The 15,560-nt window shown below is 74.3% G+C and carries 17 protein-coding genes; 8 read left to right on the plus strand and 9 right to left on the minus strand.

Annotated features, from left to right (window positions below):
* The 6 genes from EAH89_RS05490 to EAH89_RS05515 all read left to right on the plus strand — a co-directional run bounded on the left by EAH89_RS05490 (position 1) and on the right by EAH89_RS05515 (position 6,079).
* The gene (locus tag EAH89_RS05490) at positions 1-1,101 is read left to right on the plus strand and encodes an aromatic ring-hydroxylating oxygenase subunit alpha (RefSeq protein ID WP_140881785.1); all 1,101 of its coding nucleotides are present in this window, start codon (positions 1-3) and stop codon (positions 1,099-1,101) included.
* Positions 1,102-1,136: 35 nt separating this feature from the next.
* Entirely contained in the window at positions 1,137-1,514 is a 378-nt protein-coding gene (locus EAH89_RS05495; RefSeq protein ID WP_140881786.1) for a hypothetical protein, read from the plus strand.
* A 145-nt stretch (positions 1,515-1,659) separates the two neighbouring features.
* A complete protein-coding gene (locus EAH89_RS05500; RefSeq protein ID WP_140881787.1) occupies positions 1,660-3,999 on the plus strand; it encodes a xanthine dehydrogenase family protein molybdopterin-binding subunit in 2,340 nt (779 codons plus the stop codon).
* Entirely contained in the window at positions 3,992-4,870 is an 879-nt protein-coding gene (locus EAH89_RS05505) for an FAD binding domain-containing protein (RefSeq protein ID WP_140881788.1), read from the plus strand. Before EAH89_RS05500 ends, EAH89_RS05505 begins: the two co-directional genes overlap by 8 nt.
* A complete protein-coding gene (locus tag EAH89_RS05510) occupies positions 4,867-5,343 on the plus strand; it encodes a (2Fe-2S)-binding protein (protein WP_140881789.1) in 477 nt (158 codons plus the stop codon). The genes EAH89_RS05505 and EAH89_RS05510 overlap by 4 nt, the downstream gene beginning before the upstream one ends.
* Entirely contained in the window at positions 5,333-6,079 is a 747-nt protein-coding gene (locus EAH89_RS05515; protein WP_140881790.1) for a CoxG family protein, read from the plus strand. Before EAH89_RS05510 ends, EAH89_RS05515 begins: the two co-directional genes overlap by 11 nt.
* A 5-nt stretch (positions 6,080-6,084) precedes the next feature.
* Here the strand turns inward: EAH89_RS05515 and EAH89_RS05520 are convergent, their stop codons facing one another.
* Together EAH89_RS05520 and EAH89_RS05525 are read right to left on the minus strand one after the other, a co-directional pair.
* Positions 6,085-6,597 (minus strand): MarR family winged helix-turn-helix transcriptional regulator, encoded by a 513-nt coding sequence (locus EAH89_RS05520; RefSeq protein ID WP_161993488.1) that lies wholly within the window; start codon positions 6,595-6,597, stop codon positions 6,085-6,087.
* A gap of 179 nt (positions 6,598-6,776) precedes the next feature.
* Positions 6,777-7,727 (minus strand): cupin domain-containing protein, encoded by a 951-nt coding sequence (locus tag EAH89_RS05525; RefSeq protein WP_140881792.1) that lies wholly within the window; start codon positions 7,725-7,727, stop codon positions 6,777-6,779.
* A gap of 82 nt (positions 7,728-7,809) precedes the next feature.
* On the opposite strand from EAH89_RS05525, the gene EAH89_RS05530 reads away from it, so the two are divergent.
* Positions 7,810-8,622: an IclR family transcriptional regulator gene (locus EAH89_RS05530; protein ID WP_140881793.1), complete on the plus strand. Its 813-nt coding sequence runs from the start codon at positions 7,810-7,812 to the stop codon at positions 8,620-8,622.
* A gap of 66 nt (positions 8,623-8,688) precedes the next feature.
* Positions 8,689-9,675, plus strand: coding sequence for a Bug family tripartite tricarboxylate transporter substrate binding protein (locus tag EAH89_RS05535; RefSeq protein ID WP_140881794.1), 987 nt, complete (start codon positions 8,689-8,691; stop codon positions 9,673-9,675).
* 27 nt (positions 9,676-9,702) lie between these two features.
* Here the strand turns inward: EAH89_RS05535 and EAH89_RS05540 are convergent, their stop codons facing one another.
* From EAH89_RS05540 to EAH89_RS05570, 7 genes are all read right to left on the minus strand, one after another.
* Entirely contained in the window at positions 9,703-10,977 is a 1,275-nt protein-coding gene (locus EAH89_RS05540; RefSeq protein ID WP_140881795.1) for an NAD(P)/FAD-dependent oxidoreductase, read from the minus strand.
* 10 nt (positions 10,978-10,987) lie between these two features.
* Complete coding sequence (locus EAH89_RS05545) at positions 10,988-11,302, minus strand: c-type cytochrome (protein WP_140881796.1); 315 nt, start codon at positions 11,300-11,302, stop codon at positions 10,988-10,990.
* A 17-nt stretch (positions 11,303-11,319) separates the two neighbouring features.
* Positions 11,320-12,081, minus strand: a complete 762-nt coding sequence (soxA, locus tag EAH89_RS05550) for a sulfur oxidation c-type cytochrome SoxA (protein ID WP_140881797.1) — start codon at positions 12,079-12,081, stop codon at positions 11,320-11,322.
* Positions 12,078-12,407 carry a thiosulfate oxidation carrier complex protein SoxZ gene (locus tag EAH89_RS05555; RefSeq protein WP_140881798.1) on the minus strand — a complete coding sequence of 110 codons (330 nt, stop codon included), beginning with the start codon at positions 12,405-12,407 and terminating at the stop codon, positions 12,078-12,080. The genes soxA and EAH89_RS05555 overlap by 4 nt, the downstream gene beginning before the upstream one ends.
* Before the next feature lie 2 nt (positions 12,408-12,409).
* Positions 12,410-12,898: a thiosulfate oxidation carrier protein SoxY gene (locus tag EAH89_RS05560; protein ID WP_140881799.1), complete on the minus strand. Its 489-nt coding sequence runs from the start codon at positions 12,896-12,898 to the stop codon at positions 12,410-12,412.
* A gap of 4 nt (positions 12,899-12,902) precedes the next feature.
* Positions 12,903-13,268 carry a sulfur oxidation c-type cytochrome SoxX gene (soxX, locus tag EAH89_RS05565; RefSeq protein WP_206667459.1) on the minus strand — a complete coding sequence of 122 codons (366 nt, stop codon included), beginning with the start codon at positions 13,266-13,268 and terminating at the stop codon, positions 12,903-12,905.
* A 79-nt stretch (positions 13,269-13,347) separates the two neighbouring features.
* Complete coding sequence (locus EAH89_RS05570; RefSeq protein ID WP_140881801.1) at positions 13,348-15,558, minus strand: xanthine dehydrogenase family protein molybdopterin-binding subunit; 2,211 nt, start codon at positions 15,556-15,558, stop codon at positions 13,348-13,350.
* Positions 15,559-15,560 lie beyond the last annotated feature (2 nt).

The raw sequence follows: 15,560 nt of genomic DNA on the forward strand, positions 1-15,560 counted from the left end.
ATGAGCGCGACCACCCTCTCCCCCGCCGCCGCCCGCCCCGCCCCGCGCGGCACGGAACCGGCCCCGCCGAACCCCGTGACCGACCTCGAGATCCGCGAGGCCCTGAAGCTCGGCGTCCGCAACCGCTGGTGGCCCGTCCTGCCCTCCCGCTTCGTCAAGGCGGGCGAGAAGCCCGTCGGCCTCACGCGGCTCGGCGAGCCCCTCGTCCTCTGGCGCGACGCCGCGGGCGGCATCCACGTGCAGGTCGACCGCTGCCCGCACCGCGCCGTCCCGCTCTCCCGCGGGCAGAACGAGGGCGACCGGCTCCGCTGCAACTACCACGGCGTCGAGGTGGGGCCGGACGGCACCGTCCTCGCCGTCCCCGGCCAGCCCGGCTGCCCGCTGGAGGGCAAGAAGGCCGTCAAGACCTACCCCTCCGTGGAGGTGGCCGGCGCCGTCTTCGTCTGGTTCGGCGACGCCCTGCACGAGGAGGCGCCCGACTTCGTGCCCCCGCCCCAGCTCGCCGCGCCGGAATGGGAGCGCTTCGTCTGCTACGCTGACTGGGAGATGTACTGGCGCTACTCCCTCGACAACGCCATGGACCCGATGCACGGGACCTTCCTGCACGCCAACTCGCACACGATGTACCAGGGCGACACGCAGGCGCACTTCGTCACGCGCGACACGCCCACCGGCTTCTTCTTCGAGAAGGAGGGCCAGCGCGATGTGAACTTCGACTGGTCCGAGCTCGTCGACGACGGCGCGCTCTACGTCCGGCTCGAGATCCCCTACCCGCCCTCCGGCGGCCCCGGCGGCAACTTCGCCATCATCGGCTTCGCGACCCCGATCGACGAGAACAACACCGCGAGCTTCTTCTGGCGCTGCCGGAAGGTGCAGGGCTGGCAGCGCGACGTCTGGCGCTTCCTCTACCGGACGCGCATGGAGCCGCGGCACTGGGCGGTGCTCGAGCAGGACCGCGAGATGCTGGCGGGCTGCAAGCCGGGGCTCGAGAAGCACGAGATGCTCTACCAGCACGACGCCGGCCTCATCCGGCTGCGGCGCTACCTCGCGCAGGTCACGCGCAGGCAGCTCACCGAACTCCGCGCCGCCGGCAAGGGGTGAGCGGCCGAGCTGCGCGGGGCAGCGAGGAGGCGGGGATGGATCCGGACACGCGGCGCATCGCGGCCGTGGTGGCGCACCGCCACCGCGCGGGCCGCTGCCCGCTCCTCGTCCACGCCCTCGGCACCGGCGAGAGCTTCGCGATCGAGCCCCTGCCGGACGGCTTCCGCGACGTCGCCTCCGGCCAGGTGGTGCGCCCGCGGCCGGACGGCTTCGCGCTCGAGGGCGGCGGCCAGGTCGAGCTCCGCTTCACCGGCGACCTCGACTTCGAGGGCCGCGACGGCGCCTCGGGCGCGCGCTTCACCGGCCGCGCCGGTGGCGGCGCCTCCGTCACCCTCTACGGGCGCGACCCCGCGGACTACGCGACCTACGCCATGTCCTACCGGCCGGACGGCGCCGTCGCCCAGCCGGGGTGACGCGGCGGGACGGCCGCGCCGCCCAGGAGCGTGCCTAAGCACGTTTCTCCTTGCCGCTCCGGGGGGCGGCACCTAGAGTGGCCGCGTCGCGCGGCGCCCCGATGTTGGATGCCCGCTGCCGCGAACGGCCCGGACGAAGGCGACCATGACGACAGAAGCCCGGCTTGACGGCGCGGCCTCGACGATCGGACGGCCGACGCCCCCGCTCAACGCGCGCGAGAAGCTGACGGGGCGCGCGCTCTACGCCGCCGACTTCAAGATGCCGGGCATGCTGCACCTCAAGGTGCTGCGCAGCCCCCACGCCCACGCGCGGATCGTCTCCGTCGACACCGCCGCCGCCCGCGCGCTGCCGGGCGTCCACGCCGTCCTCTGCGGCGAGGACACGCCGGACCGGCTCACGGGCGTCCACCGCAAGCAGCACCGCATCCTCGCGACCTCCAAGGTGCGCTTCGTCGGCGAGGAGGTGGTCGCGGTCGCGGCGATCGACGAGGAGACGGCGCGGGACGCGCTGGACCTCGTGCGCGTCGCGTACGAGCCGCTGCCGCTGGTCCGCAGCATGGACGAGGCGCTGCGGCCCGGCGCCGCAGAGGTCCACGAGAACACCGGCAACCTCTCCATCGAGTACAACGTGGAGCGCGGCGACGTCGACGCCGCCTTCGCCGGCGCCGCCCTGGTGCACGAGGCCACCTACGAGACGACGCCGCAGTACCCGGGCTACCTGGAGCCGATGGCGACCGTGGCCTGGGTGGACGGCGACGGGCGCCTCGTCGTGCGCACCTCCACCCAGTCGGTGTTCCTCCAGCGCAACCGCTACGCCGACGCCCTCGGCCTGCCCGTCTCCGCGGTCCGCGTCATCCAGGCGACCGTCGGCGGCGCCTTCGGTGGGAAGGTCGTGGAGGAGTGCAACAGCCTCATCTGCGCCTGGATGGCGCACCGGCTGGGGCGGCCCGTCAGCTTCGTGAACAGCCGGCTCGACGACTTCCTCGGCGCCCGGTCGAGCCCGGCCGAGCGCATCACGCTCCGGATGGGCGTCGACGCGGAGGGCCACATCATTGCCAAGGAGGTCCGCATCCTCGCCGATTGCGGGGCCTACGAGGGGCTCGCGACCCATGTGCTGCAGGTGTCGCTCGTGCGGAGCGACAACATGCACCGCCACCTGAGGAACGTCCGCTCGAACGGCCGCCTCGCCTTCACCAACCACCCGCCCCGCGGCGCCGTCCGCGGCTTCGGCGGACCGCAGGCGGCCTTCGCGCTGAACAGCCACATGACGGAGATGGCGCAGGCCCTGGGCATCGATTCCGTCGACTTCATGAAGCGGAACGCCGTGCGAGCCGGCGACACCAGCGTGCACGGCTTCGAGCTTGGCAGCGCGGGCCTCGCCGAGTGCTTCGACCAGGTGAGCGAGGCCATCGGCTGGGCCGCCAAGCGGGAGCGCCCGCGGGACCGCGGCACGAAGCGCCGGGGGATCGGCTTCGCGGGGGCGATCCACGTGAGCGGCAACCGCGAGATGGGCAACTGGGACGGCTCGATCGTCACCGCCCGCGTGACGGCGGATGGCCGCGTCACCCTGTCGACCGGCGAGTCCGACATGGGCCAGGGCGCCTACACGATGCTCGCCCAGTGCTGCGCGAGCGAGCTGGGGATCCCCGTCTCGCGCGTCACGGTGCTGCCGACGGACACGGACCTCTCGCCCTACGGCCACGGCTCCATCGCGTCCCGCGTCACCATCCTCGCGGGCAACGCGGCGATCCGCGCCGGGCGCGCGATCCGGGGCCGGCTGCTCGCCCTGGCCTCCGAGGTGCTCGGCGTGCCCGAGGGCGACCTCACCATCGCGGGCGGCGAGATTTACGCGACCTCCACCTCGCCGAACCGCCGGCTGACCTTCGGCGAGCTCTCGCGCCTGCACCTCTACCGGCACGGCGGCGAAGAGCTGCGGGTCACCGCGACCTACGACCCGCCGACCTTCCTCGCCATGTCGCGGCCCGACCAGTACGGCAACGTCGCCCCCGGCTACTCCTTCGCCGCGCAGGCCGTCGAGGTCGAGGTCGACACCGAGACCGGCCAGGTCGAGATCCTCGCGACCGTGGTCTCCGACGACTGCGGCCGGGCGCTCAACCCGCTGGCGGTGCACGGGCAGACCTGCGGGGCGGCCGCCATGGGCATCGGCTGGGCGCTCTACGAGGAGATGAAGTTCGAGGACTGCCGGCTCCTGAACGGCAATCTCGCCGACTACACCATGCCCACCGCCGGATCCCTGCCGCATATCCGGTCCGAGATCGTCGAATCCATGGAGCCCAACGGTCCCTACGGCGCGAAGGGGGCGAGCGAGACCGCGATGCTTCCGGGCGCGGCGGCGATCGCCAACGCGGTGCACGACGCCGTGGGGGTGCGCATCCGCGAGCTGCCGATCACGCCGGAGAAGATCCTCGCGGGGCTGCGCGCCCGCGCGTCGGCGGACGCCGCGCCGGGTGCCTCCCATGCGTGACGTCGACTACCTCCGGCCCGAGACGGTGGCCGAGGCGAGCGCGCTCCTCGCCGAGCTTGGCGAGGGCGGCCGCCTGATCGCGGGCGGGACGGCGCTCCTGCTCGCGCTGCGCCAGCGCATGGTGGCGCCGACGCATCTCGTCTCCCTCGCGCGGGTGGGCGGCCTGCGCGGCATCACCTACGACCCGCGCGACGGGCTCCGCATCGGCGCGCTGACGACGCACAGCGCCCTCGCGCGCTCGGCCGTGGTCCGGGCGCACTACCCCGTGCTCGCGGACATGGCGGGGCGGCTCGCGGATCCCCAGGTCCGGAACCAGGGGACCCTCGGCGGCAACCTCTGCTACGCCGACCCCACCACCGATCCCCCGACCTGCCTCGCCGCGCTCGACGCCCGCCTGGTGCTCGGCAGCGCGCGCGGCGACCGGTCCCTGCCGGTCACGGAGTTCCTCGTCGACTACTTCACCACCGCGCTGCATCCGGACGAGATCCTCACCGGGATCCGCCTCCCGCCGCCGCGCTTCGACCTCGGCCACCACGCCCGCTTCCACCGCACCGCGGCCGAGCACCGCCCCCTCATCAACCTCACCCTCCTCGCCCGGCGCGACGGGGATACCGTGGCGGAGGCGCGGCTGGTGGTGGGGGCGACGACCGTCGTGCCGACCCGCGTCGCCGCCGCCGAGGCCTTCCTCGCGGGCCGCGCGGTGACGGCGGCCGTGGCGCGCGAGGCCGCCGACATTGTGGCGGATGCGGTCGAGCCCCTCTCCGACCTCCGCGGCACGGCCGCCTTCCGCCGCGACATGCTGCGCGTCATGGCGCGCCGCTCGATCGAGCGCCTGATGCCGCCGGGCATGGAAGGCCGGGAGGTCGCATGAGCCGCATCCCGATCGAGGTGATCGTCAACGGCGTGGCGCAGCGGGCGGAAGTGCCGGCGCGGCGGCTTCTGGCGGACTTCCTCCGCGACGACCTCTTCCTGACTGGCACGAAGCGCGGCTGCGAGACGGGCGTCTGCGGCGCCTGCTCGGTGCTGCTCGACGGCGAGGTCGTCAAGTCCTGCCTCTCCCTCGCGGTGCAGGCCGACGGCCACGAGGTCACCACGGTGGAGGGGCTCGCCGCCGGGGAGGACCTGCACCCGCTGCAGGAGGCCTTCGCCGAGCACGGCGGCTTCCAGTGCGGCTACTGCACGCCGGGCATGCTCATGGCCGCCATCGCGATCCTGCACGAGACGCCGAGCCCGACGGAGGCGGAGGTCCGCGCGGGGCTGAGCGGTAACCTCTGCCGCTGCACCGGCTATGTCGGCATCGTGGAATCGATCATGGCCGCCGCGGAGAAGATGCGTGGAACTTGAGAAGACGCTCACCGTCGCCGCGCCCATCGCGCGCGTCTGGGACCTCCTGCTGGACCCCCGGGTCATGGCCGGCTGCGTCCCCGGCACCGGCGCGGTCGAGGTGCTGAGCGGCACCGAGTACCTGGCGGAGATCACGGTGAAGATCTCCTTCGTCGCCGCCCGCTTCAAGGTCCGGACCCGGATACTGGAGGCGCGCGCGCCCGGCTACCTGCGCATCGAGGGCACGGGAGAGGACGCGTCCGTCGCCAGCTCGATGCGCCAGGAAAGCGAGCTGTTCCTGACCGACCTCGGCGACGGGCAGACGGAGCTCCGCGTGAGGGTGAAGGCCGAGGTGCTCGGCCGGCTCGGCTCCTTCGGCCTCGGCATGATGGCGACGAAGGCCGACCGGATGTGGGACGAGTTCGGCGCGAACTTCGCGGCCGCGGCGCGGCACGACGCCGAGGCGGCGGGCGCGCCGGCCCCCGCGGCGGTTAAGGCCCTCCCCCCTGCCGACGAAGCCGTTCCCCCTCCCGCGCCTCCCCCGGGACCAGCATCGCCCGACCCCTCGCATGGCCCGGCGCGGGCGCGCTGGTGGCAGCGCCTCGTCGGCGCCGCCGCGCCGGCTGCCCCCCTCGGCGAGCGGCGGCTGCCGACCGACATCTACGTCGAGCTGCACCGCGCGGACGGCGTCGTGAAGGTCCTCTGGCCGGCGAGCGCCGCGCCCGAGGCGGTGCGCTGGCTGCGGGAGCTCCGCTAGCGCGCTCAGTCGAGGATCGGCGTCGCCTCCTGGGCGACGTGGTAGACGTTCCGCATCATCTTCCGCAGGACCACGAAGAAGAGCCCCCGCTCCTCCTCGCCGATCCCCTCGAAGGCGTTCGCGATCTGCGCGGCGGTCGCGGGCAGCAGCACCTCGGCGAAGCTCCGCCGGCCTTTGTCGGTCAGACGCACCCGCGTCGTCCGGCGGTCATCCGCCGGCGAGGTCCGCCGCACCAGGCCGCGCTCCTCCAGCGTGCCGACCACGCGCCCGACGAAGGACCGCTCGAGCGTCGTGATGCGCGCGAGCTCCGTCAGGGTGAGGTCGTCCGCGTACTGGAGCGTCGAGATCACGCGCCAGTCCGACTGGCTGAACCCGTGGCGGCGGAGCTCCGCGACGACGTTGCCGTCGAAGCGGGTGAGGATATGCGCCAGGAAGAACATCGGGTGGTCGAGGAGGTCGAAGCGGCCCGCCGGCGCCTCACCCGTCGTGGCGCCAGGACGGGCCCGGCTAGGCGCCATCGCGCGCCGCCCTGGTCGGGGCTCCCATCCCGGCCGGCGGGCCGCCCGGGCAATGCGCGTCGACATGCGTAGCCAAGCCCGTGCCCCGTCCCGGTGATCCACGGCCCGCTATCGCATACCCGGCCCCCTCTTCCCAGGGGCCGGAGGATGGGCCAGCGGGGCGCCCGGCCCGCCTCCGGCTAGGCGGCCTCGAAGCGCACCGTCTCGGGCTCGGCGGTGCCGATCACCTGCCACACCGTCACGGGGCCGGCGCTGTTGTTGCGGAACCAGTGGCGGCGCCCCGCCGGGTTCAGCACGAGGTCCCGCGGGCCGAGCTCGACCTCGACGCCGTTCCCCGCCTCGTCCTCCCAGCCCACTGTCAGGCTTCCCTCCAGCACCAGGAAGGCGTCCTCCACCTCGCGGGCGTAAGGCTTCACGCCGACGCCCACGGGCACGCCCAGCATCTCCTTCCGGCAGGTGTCGCTCTCGATGCCGCCCGGCCCGACATAGACCTTGCGCGTGAAGCCCGCCCCGTCCCACAGCGTCGGCTGCTCGCTGTGGCGGATGACGTAGCGCGCCATGTGCTGGGCCAGCGGGTGCTCACCGGTCGGGCTGAAGGCGATGGTCCGGCCCGGCTGCGCGCCGAAGCTCCGCGCGAGCTCGGGCGCCGTGTTCTTCGGGTGGTAGAGGTAGCGCGGCGGCAGCGGCTTGCCGACATCGACGCTGATGGACATCAGCACGGGCTCGATCCCGTCGTTGCGGAAACCGTGCCCGATGTCGCGGGCGTTCAGGATCATGTCCTTCGGGCCGAGCTTCACCTCGACCACCTCGCCGTCCCTCTCCCAGCCGACGGTCAGCACGCCGTCGATGATCAGGAAGCTCTCCTCGATCTCGTGCGCGTGGCAGGCCGCGTACTTGCCGACGTGCTTGTAGATGAGGCTGAGGGTGAAGTGCTCCGGCTTCAGCGTGGAGCTGTCGCCCACCTTCGGCGACCCGCCGGCGCCGATGTAGCGCATCTGCGCGCGCTCCAGGTCGGGGAAGCCGCGGTTGCTGGGGAAGGCGTCCCAATCGAAGGTCTTGGCGACGTGGCGGCCCACATGGGCGCGCAGCTCGGCCTCCAGGGAGGAGGGAACGGGGGCGAGGACGTTCATCGGGCGCTCTCCGGCGGTCTCCGGCCCATCGCCGGCGCGCCAGGACTATCCCCCGCCCGTTTTGGATGCTAGGTGCTGTTTTATGGGTAAACAACCAACCGACGGGCAAGAGGCGGTCCCGGTTGACGACCGCTACATCGTCCCCGGGCTGCAGCGCGGGCTGCAGGCGCTGCTGGCCTTCACGCCGGAGCAGCGGCGGATGACGCTCACCGAGTTGGGCCAGGCCGTCGGTGTTACCCGCTCCGCCGTGTTCCGCATCGCCTACACGCTCGACCAGCTCGGCTTCCTCGCCTACGACCCGCACACGCGCACCTACGCCCTCGGGCCGCAGGTGCTGCGCCTCGGCTACGGCTACCTCGCCTCGCGCGACCTGCTGGAGGTGGCGCGGCCGCAGCTGGAGGCCCTGCGCGACCGCACGGGCTGGTCCGCCCATCTCGGCGTGCTGGAGGGGCGGGAGGTCGTCTACCTGGCGCGGCTCCCCACGCGCGGGTCGCTGTCGAGCGTGGTGCAGGTGGGCACGCGCCTACCGGCCCATGCCACCAGCATGGGCCGCGTGCTGCTGGCCGCCCTCGCCCCGGCCGCGCTGCGGGACCTCTTCGCGGGCGCGCCGCTGGAGCCGCACGGCGCGCGCACGCCGACCACCCTCCCCGCCCTCCTCGCCCAGGCGGAGCTCGACCGCGACGCTGGCTTCGCCGCCCATGTGGCGGGCTACGAGGCCGGCGTCGCCAGCGTCGCTGCCCCCGTCCGCGACGTGACGGGCGCGACCGTCGCCGCTATCAATATCTCGACCGTCGCCTTCCTCACCTCGGAGGAGGAGCTGCGCGGCCCCCTGGCGAGGGACGTGATGGCCACCGCCGCCCGCATCTCGGCCGCCCTCGGCGCCCGCCCCGCCTGAGGCCGGGCAAGGGGCATCCTCCTTGCAACCCCTCCCGGAACACGCCCCCTGCCCGATGAGGTCCCCATGATCCCCGCCCAGCCCGCCCTCGGGCGCCGCGCCCTCGCGCTCGGCCTCCTCGCCCTCTCCGGCCGCGCGCGCGCCGCCGACGCCTGGCCGTCGCGCCCCGTCACGATCGTCGCCCCCTTCACGCCGGGCGGGCCGGTGGACGTGCTGGCGCGCGTCATTGCCCAGGGGGTCCAGGCGGGGGGCGGCCAGCCGGCGGTGGTGGACAACCGGGTCGGCGCCCAGGGCAACATCGGAATCGACGCGGTGCGCCGCGCGGCGCCGGACGGCCACACGCTGTTGCTGGTGCCCGCCGGCAACCTGACGATCAACCCCACGCTGATGGGCAACCTGCCCTTCGTCGTGGAGCGGGACTTCGCGCCGATCAGCCTCCTCGCGACCGCGCCCAACGTCATCGTCTGCGCCAACGACCTTCCCGTGCGCAGCATCCCCGAGCTGGTCGCCTACGCCCGCACGCAGCGCGACGGCCTGACCTACGCCTCCCCCGGCGTCGGCAGCCAGCTCCACCTGGCGGGCGAGCTTCTCGCGCAGCGCACGGGCATGCCGATGCTGCACGTGCCCTACAAGGGCTCCAGCCAGGCGCTGACGGACGTGATCGCCGGCAACGTGCAGCTTCTCTTCACCAACCTGCCGGCGACGCTGGCGGCGATCCGCGGGGGGCAGGTGCGCGCCCTCGCCCTCACCACCGCCGCCCGCGCCCCCGCCGCGCCGGAGATCCCGACGCTGGAGGAGCTCGGCGTCGGCGGCTTCGACATCACCTCTTGGTACGGGCTGATGGCGCCGCGGGCGACCCCGGCGGCGACCCAGGCGGCGCTCTTCGAGGCGATCCGCGCCGTGCTGCACGCCCCCGCCACGCGCGCGGCCCTCGAGGCCCAGGGGCTGACCGTCACCGACGAGGGGCTCGCCGCCTTCGGCGAGCGCATCCGGCGGGAGACGGAGACCTGGGCCGAGGTGATCCGCGCCCGGAACATCCAGTCCGGCCTCTGACGGGCCGGGCCGCCCGCCCGCGGGGGCTCAGCCGAACAGGTCGGCCGTGATGCTCGCGTACCAGTCGTCGGCGTAGCGCGCCTCCAGCCGGCGCTGCTCGGGCAGGTCGCCGCGCGGCGACACGCCGCCCGAGTTCGGCACCTCGGCGATCGCCGTCCCCTCCGCGTTCGGGCGGAAGACGTTCACGACGGAAATCCCGTAATCCGCCCCGACATGGGAGTAGCAGGTGTTGAAGTAGGGCGCCTCCGGCACCGCCTCCCCGCGCAGCAGCGCGGCGGCGCTGGCGACGGCCTGCTTGGCCGTCGAGCTCGCGACGAAGCCCGACTTCGGCATCGGCCCCGGGATGTTCGCGTCGCCGACCACGTGCACCCCCGGCGCCGCCCGCGCCTCGAAGGTCCGGGTGTCGACGGGAACCCATCCCGTCGCGTCCGTCAGGCCCGAGGCAACGGCGATGCGCGCCGCCGACTGCGGCGGGATGACGTTGCCCACGTCCACCCGGTGCCGCGTGCCGAACTCCGTTTCCAGCACCCCCTCGCGCGCGTCCACCCGCACGACGCGCCCGTCATCCGCCAGGGGCACCCACTCGATCATGCCGGGATAGAGCGCGTTCCAGCCGTCCTGGAACAGCGCCTGCTTGCTGAAGGCGTCCTTCGCGTCGAGGGCGAGGATCTTGGAGCGCGGCTTGTGGCGCTTGAGGTAGTGCGCGATCAGGCTGATCCGCTCGTAGGGGCCGGGCGGGCAGCGAAAGGGGTTGGCGGGAATGGCAAGCCCGACGACGCCCCCGTCCGGCATCGCCTCGAGCTGCCGCCGCAGCAGCCGCGTCTGGGCGCCGTCGCCCGCGATCCAGGCGTGCGGCATCACTCGGGACGCCGCCTCGTCGTAGCCCTCGAGCGCGCCGAAGCGGATCGCGATGCCCGGCGAGAGGATCAGCCGGTCGTAGGATAGCGTCTCGCCCCCGCGCAGCCGCACCCGGCGCGCGACGGGGTCGATCTCCTCCGCCCGGTCCTGGATCACCCGCACCCCGCGCGCGCGCAGGCCGTCATAGCCGTGGGTGATCTCCTCCATCCGCCGCTCGCCGGCGAGGACGAGGTTGGCGTAGGGGCAGGTGACGAAGCGCGGCTGCGGCTCGACGAGCGCGACGTCGAGCCAGGGGTGGTTCCGGCGCGCGAAGCCCGCGGCCGAGGCGCCCCCGAAGCCGCCGCCGATCACCAGCAGCCGCGCCGCCCCCTGCGCGCGCGCCAGCGCCGGGACGGAGAGCGCCGCCGCGGCCGAGAGGAGGGCGCGGCGCCGGAGGGCCGTCACGCGCGCCTCCTCACGGCCGCCGCGCGAAGTGGTCGAGGGCGGCCGCCGTCTCCGCCTCGGTGTAGCCCCGCGCGATGCGGTTCATGATCGTCGCCGGCCGCTCGTTCGCGCGGAAGGCCGCCATGGCCGCGGCCAGCTCGGCCCGGTCCCGCCCGGCCAGGCCCGGGACGCTCCCGCTGCCCGCGCCGCCCGGCCCGTGGCAGCCGAGGCAGCCCTGCGCGACCAGCGGCGCCGGCTGGGACCGGGCCGGCGCCGCGCCCGCCAGCGCCGCCAGGACCGCGGCGCCCGCGAGGCCCCCTCCCCGGATCGCGCGCTGCCACCCCATCGACGTCCTCCCTCCCCTCATCGGCGCAGGCCCGGCGCCTCGATGGGCAGCCCCGCCGCGCGGCTCGCCAGGAACAGCTCCAGCGCCAGGTACTCGGGCGCGCCGAGCGGCAGTTGCTCCGCCCGCACGCCGAGCGAGCAGGCCCGCAACCGCCGGTGCAGCGAGCCAAGCGTGTTCCAGTCGAGGCGATAGGCCGGGTAGCCCGTGCCGAGCCCGTTCGAGATGACGTCGCCCCGCAGGCGCCGCCCGGCGTTGTCGTCGTGGCACTGCCCGCAGGACAGGTTCAGCTGGCCCTGCCGCGCCTCGTAGAAGCGGCGCCCCTCCTCGAGGAAGGGCGCGGCGGCCCCGCCCGTCTCCACCGCGACGGGCTGCCCGTGGGAGCGCAGCGCGACCGCGGCGGTCAGGGCGAGGAGCGGCTCGCTCTCGTAGCCGAAGGCGGGCGCGCCCTGGTGCCGCGCGCGGCACCGCTCGATCCGCCCCTCCAGGTTCAGCAACGCGCCGTCCTCCGCCACCGCCGGGTAGCGCGCGGCGACGCCCGCCATGCCCGCGATGTCGCCGTGGCAGGACTGGCAGCTCCGCGCGCCCTCCCGCCACAGCGCCTCCCCCTCCTCCACCCAGAGCCAGCCGGGATGGCGCGAGGGGTCCTCCTGCGCGTCGCGGAGCCCGGGCGAGAGGTAGTCGCGCGTCGGGCGGATCTCGGCGGCCCCCGCCAGCAGCCCCGCCACGAGCCAGGGCAGGGCGAGCAGGAGGGCGCGCGCCGCGCGGCGGCCCGCGGTCACGCCACGTCCAGCCGGGCCTCGCGGCGGTAGATCGCGCCGCCGTCCTCGTGCCACTCGAAGACCAGGGTGCCGCTCTCCGTCGCGACGGTCGTGAACTCGACATAGGGGTTGGCGGTGACGCCCGGGGAGAGGTCCATGCGGAACACCTCCTCCCCGCCATAGGTCACCCGGAACGCGTGCAGGATCCGACGCGGCGTCGGCGCCACCCCCGGCGCGTTGGCCGCGCGCTCCATCGGGTGGCGGACCAGCACGCGCACGGTCACGACCTCTCCCTTCCGCGCGGAGGCGGGCATGGTGATCCGGGCGGTGATGGGGACAGTGCGCATGGTCAGCCCGTTTCCACGCAGGCGCCGAGGATGACGATCACGTTGCGGCCGACGCGGTGGACCGTCCCGCGGCTCGTCTCGGCGAGGGCAACGAGCGTCTGGCTCGTCGCCAGCCGGACCCGCGTCGAGACCTCAGCGCGGCCGGACCGCGGCGTCAGGTGGAAGGTCGCGACGCGCGGGAAGGGGTTCTTCTCGGACAGGACGTGGATCGCCGTGACGTGGTCCTCCGCCGTCATCGGGCTCTCGGCCGCGACCGACAGTTCCACGGAGTTGCCGTTCTCCGACAGCGGCGGCACCTCGAGCGCGATCCCGCCCTCGACCGGCACCCGGCCCGCGAGGATGGCGCGCTCGGCCGCAGCGAAGCTCTCCGCGCTCTGCACCTCGGTCAGCACCGACGGCGCCGCGGCCGGGGGCGCGCCCTGGGCACGCGCGGCCGCCGCGCCCATCGCGGGCGGCAGGGCCAGCACGGCGCGGCGGGAAAGGGCACTCATCGCGTCACTCCTTCAGTCCGGCGAGGTAGGCGACGACGTCCTCCACCTCCTGCGCGCTCAGCACGGGCTCGCCGCGGTAGCGCGGGTCCACCCGACGGAGCCCCTCGGTCCGGTGGTAGGCGGGCATGATCGCGCCGGGGTTCACGCGCGTGGGGTCCACCAGCCGCAGCCGCACCTGCCCCGGCGACAGGCGGCTGCCGACGCCCGCGAGCGGCGGGCCGACATCGCCCATGAAGGGCTCCGCCGTGCCGGGGATGGCGTGGCAGATGAGGCAATTGGCCGTCTCCCGGTTCCGGACGACGGCCTCGCCCCGCGCGGGGTCGCCAGCCAACCCGTCCAGCGGCGCCGCGATCGCGTCCCCCGCCACCACGAAGGGCGCGACCCGCCCCGCCGCCGGCGCGGCGGCGAGCAGGGCGAGGAGCGCGAGGACGGCGCCGCGCCGGCGCGCGTCAGGCGCGGCGGAGGTCGTGGTGCTTCAGCGGCATGTCGCGGATCCGCTTGCCCGTCGCCGCGAAGAGCGCGTTCAGCACCGCCGGCGCCGCCACCATGATCGTCGGCTCGCCCACGCCGCCCCAGAAGCCGCCGGAGGGCATGACGATCGTCTCGACCTTCGGCATCTCGTCCATGCGCAGCACGTTGTAGCTGTCGAAGTTCGTCTGCTCGACGGCGCCGTCCTTCAGGGTGATCTCCTGGTAGAGCATGGCCGAGAGCCCGTAGACGAAGGACCCCTCCACCTGCATCTCGATCTGGCGCGGGTTCGCGGCGTGGCCGGGATCGGTCGCGGCCACGATCCGGTGGATGCGGAGCTGCCCGGCATCGCTCACCGAGACCTCCGCCGCCGCCGCGACGTAGCTGCCGAAGCCCATCTGCTGCGCGAGGCCGCGGTGCACGCCGGGCGGCGGGGGCGAGCCCCAGCCGATCCGCTCCGCCACCGCGTTGAGCACCGCCAGGTGCTTCGGGTGGTTCGCCATGAGCTTGCGGCGCAGCGCCAGCGGGTCCTGCCCCGTCGCGTGCGCGACCTCGTCGAGGAAGCACTCGAGGTAGATGGCGTTCTGGTTGTGGTTCACGCCCCGCCAGAAATGCGCGGGCACGTGCGTGTTGCGCATGGCGTGGTCGACGAGCAGGTTCGGGAAGGTGTAGCCGATCGCCCCCTCCGCCCCGCCCGGGTTCAGCCCCTGGAACTGCACGGGGTCGCGCCCGTTCTGCAGCCCGCCCGGGAAGGCCGTGGAGAGGATCGACTGGCCGGAGATGCGCATGTGCAGCCCGGTGATGTCGCCCTTCTCGTCGAGGCCCGCGGTCAGCCGGCACTTGGTGACGGGGTGGTAGCGCCCCTGCACCATGTCCTCCTCGCGCGTCCACATCGTCTTGACGGGAAGGCCGGGCACCTGGCGCGCGATGCGGACCGCGTCCTCCAGCCAGTCGTGCACCGTGCGCCGGCCGAAGCCGCCGCCCAGGTCCACGCGGTGGACGTCGCAGGCCGTCTGCGGCAGGCCGGCCGCGCCGGCGGCGGCGGCCAGCGCCGCCTCGCCGTTCTGGGTCGGGCACCAGACGTCGCAGCGCGCCGGGGTCCACAGGACCGTGGCGTTCATCGGCTCCATCGGCGCGTGGTTCAGGAAGGGGTAGGAGTAGGTCGCCTCCACCTTCCGGGCGGCGCCCGCGATCGCCGCGCGCGCGTCGCCGCTCTCGTTCCCGACGAAGGCCTCCTTCGCGGTCAGCCCCTCGTCCAGCATGGCGGCGACGGTGGCGGAGGAGACGCGCCCGCTCTCGCCCACGTCCCACTCGACCGGCAGGGCGTCCAGCGCGGTCTTCGCGCGCCAGAAGGTGTCCGCCACGACGGCGACGCAGGAGTCACCGACCTGCAGGACGTGCTTCACGCCCGGCATGCCCGTGACGGCCGCCGCGTCGAAGGACTTCACGCGCCCGCCGAAGACGGGGCAGCGCCGCGGCACCGCGACGAGCATCCCGGCCATCCGGAGGTCGGCGCCGTAGACCTGCTTGCCCGTCGTCTTGTCCGCCGTGTCGATCCGCGCGAGCGGCTGCCCGGCGATCGTCCAGCTGCGCGGGTCCTTCAGCGGCACGTCCGCCGGCGGCGCCAGCCGCGCCGCCTCGGCCGCGACCTCCCCGTAGCGGAGCCGGCGCCCGGTCGGGCCGTGGGTGATCACGCTGTCCTTCGCCGCGCACTCCCCCGCGGGGACGCCCCAGCGGTCCGCGGCGGCCTGGACGAGCATCATCCGCGCGGCGGCGCCGCCCCGGCGGACGTATTCCTGGCTCTGGCGGATGCCCTGGCTGCCCGCCGTCAGGAAGGCGCCCCAGGCCCGGTTGCGGGCGAGGCTCTGGCCGGGCGTCACGTACTCCGTCGAGACGCGCGACCAGTCGCATTGCAGCTCCTCGGCGATGAGCTGGGCGAGGCCGGTGCGCGTCCCCTGCCCCATCTCGGTCCGGGCCATGCGGAGGACGACGCGGTCGTCCGGGTGGATGACGACCCAGGCGTTCACCTCCGGCACGGGGGGCGGCACGCCGGGCGCGGACGCCGGCTGCGCCAGGGCGCCCTTGGACGGAAGGTGGAAACCGAGCAGCACGGCCGCCCCGGCGCCCTTCAGCAGGGTGCGGCGCGACGCGCGGGATGCGGTCTCGGGCGTGACGGTGTCGGGCGTGGTCATGG

It is taken from the genome of Muricoccus nepalensis (assembly GCF_006438825.1).
Classification (GTDB): Bacteria; Pseudomonadota; Alphaproteobacteria; order Acetobacterales; family Acetobacteraceae; genus Roseomonas; species Roseomonas nepalensis.

Bases quoted from the DNA above. Each gene is read 5' to 3' on its own strand.
- EAH89_RS05535 (WP_140881794.1), top strand. From the start codon at position 8,689: ATGATCCCCGCCCAGCCCGCCCTCGGGCGCCGCGCCCTCGCGCTCGGC.
- EAH89_RS05530 (WP_140881793.1), top strand. From the start codon at position 7,810: ATGGGTAAACAACCAACCGACGGGCAAGAGGCGGTCCCGGTTGACGAC.
- EAH89_RS05510 (WP_140881789.1), top strand. From the start codon at position 4,867: ATGAGCCGCATCCCGATCGAGGTGATCGTCAACGGCGTGGCGCAGCGG.
- EAH89_RS05570 (WP_140881801.1), bottom strand. From the start codon at position 15,558: ATGACCACGCCCGACACCGTCACGCCCGAGACCGCATCCCGCGCGTCG.
- EAH89_RS05500 (WP_140881787.1), top strand. From the start codon at position 1,660: ATGACGACAGAAGCCCGGCTTGACGGCGCGGCCTCGACGATCGGACGG.
- EAH89_RS05525 (WP_140881792.1), bottom strand. From the start codon at position 7,727: ATGAACGTCCTCGCCCCCGTTCCCTCCTCCCTGGAGGCCGAGCTGCGC.
- EAH89_RS05560 (WP_140881799.1), bottom strand. From the start codon at position 12,898: ATGAGTGCCCTTTCCCGCCGCGCCGTGCTGGCCCTGCCGCCCGCGATG.
- EAH89_RS05505 (WP_140881788.1), top strand. From the start codon at position 3,992: ATGCGTGACGTCGACTACCTCCGGCCCGAGACGGTGGCCGAGGCGAGC.
- EAH89_RS05490 (WP_140881785.1), top strand. From the start codon at position 1: ATGAGCGCGACCACCCTCTCCCCCGCCGCCGCCCGCCCCGCCCCGCGC.
- EAH89_RS05520 (WP_161993488.1), bottom strand. From the start codon at position 6,597: ATGGCGCCTAGCCGGGCCCGTCCTGGCGCCACGACGGGTGAGGCGCCG.
- EAH89_RS05545 (WP_140881796.1), bottom strand. From the start codon at position 11,302: ATGGGGTGGCAGCGCGCGATCCGGGGAGGGGGCCTCGCGGGCGCCGCG.
- EAH89_RS05495 (WP_140881786.1), top strand. From the start codon at position 1,137: ATGGATCCGGACACGCGGCGCATCGCGGCCGTGGTGGCGCACCGCCAC.
- EAH89_RS05555 (WP_140881798.1), bottom strand. From the start codon at position 12,407: ATGCGCACTGTCCCCATCACCGCCCGGATCACCATGCCCGCCTCCGCG.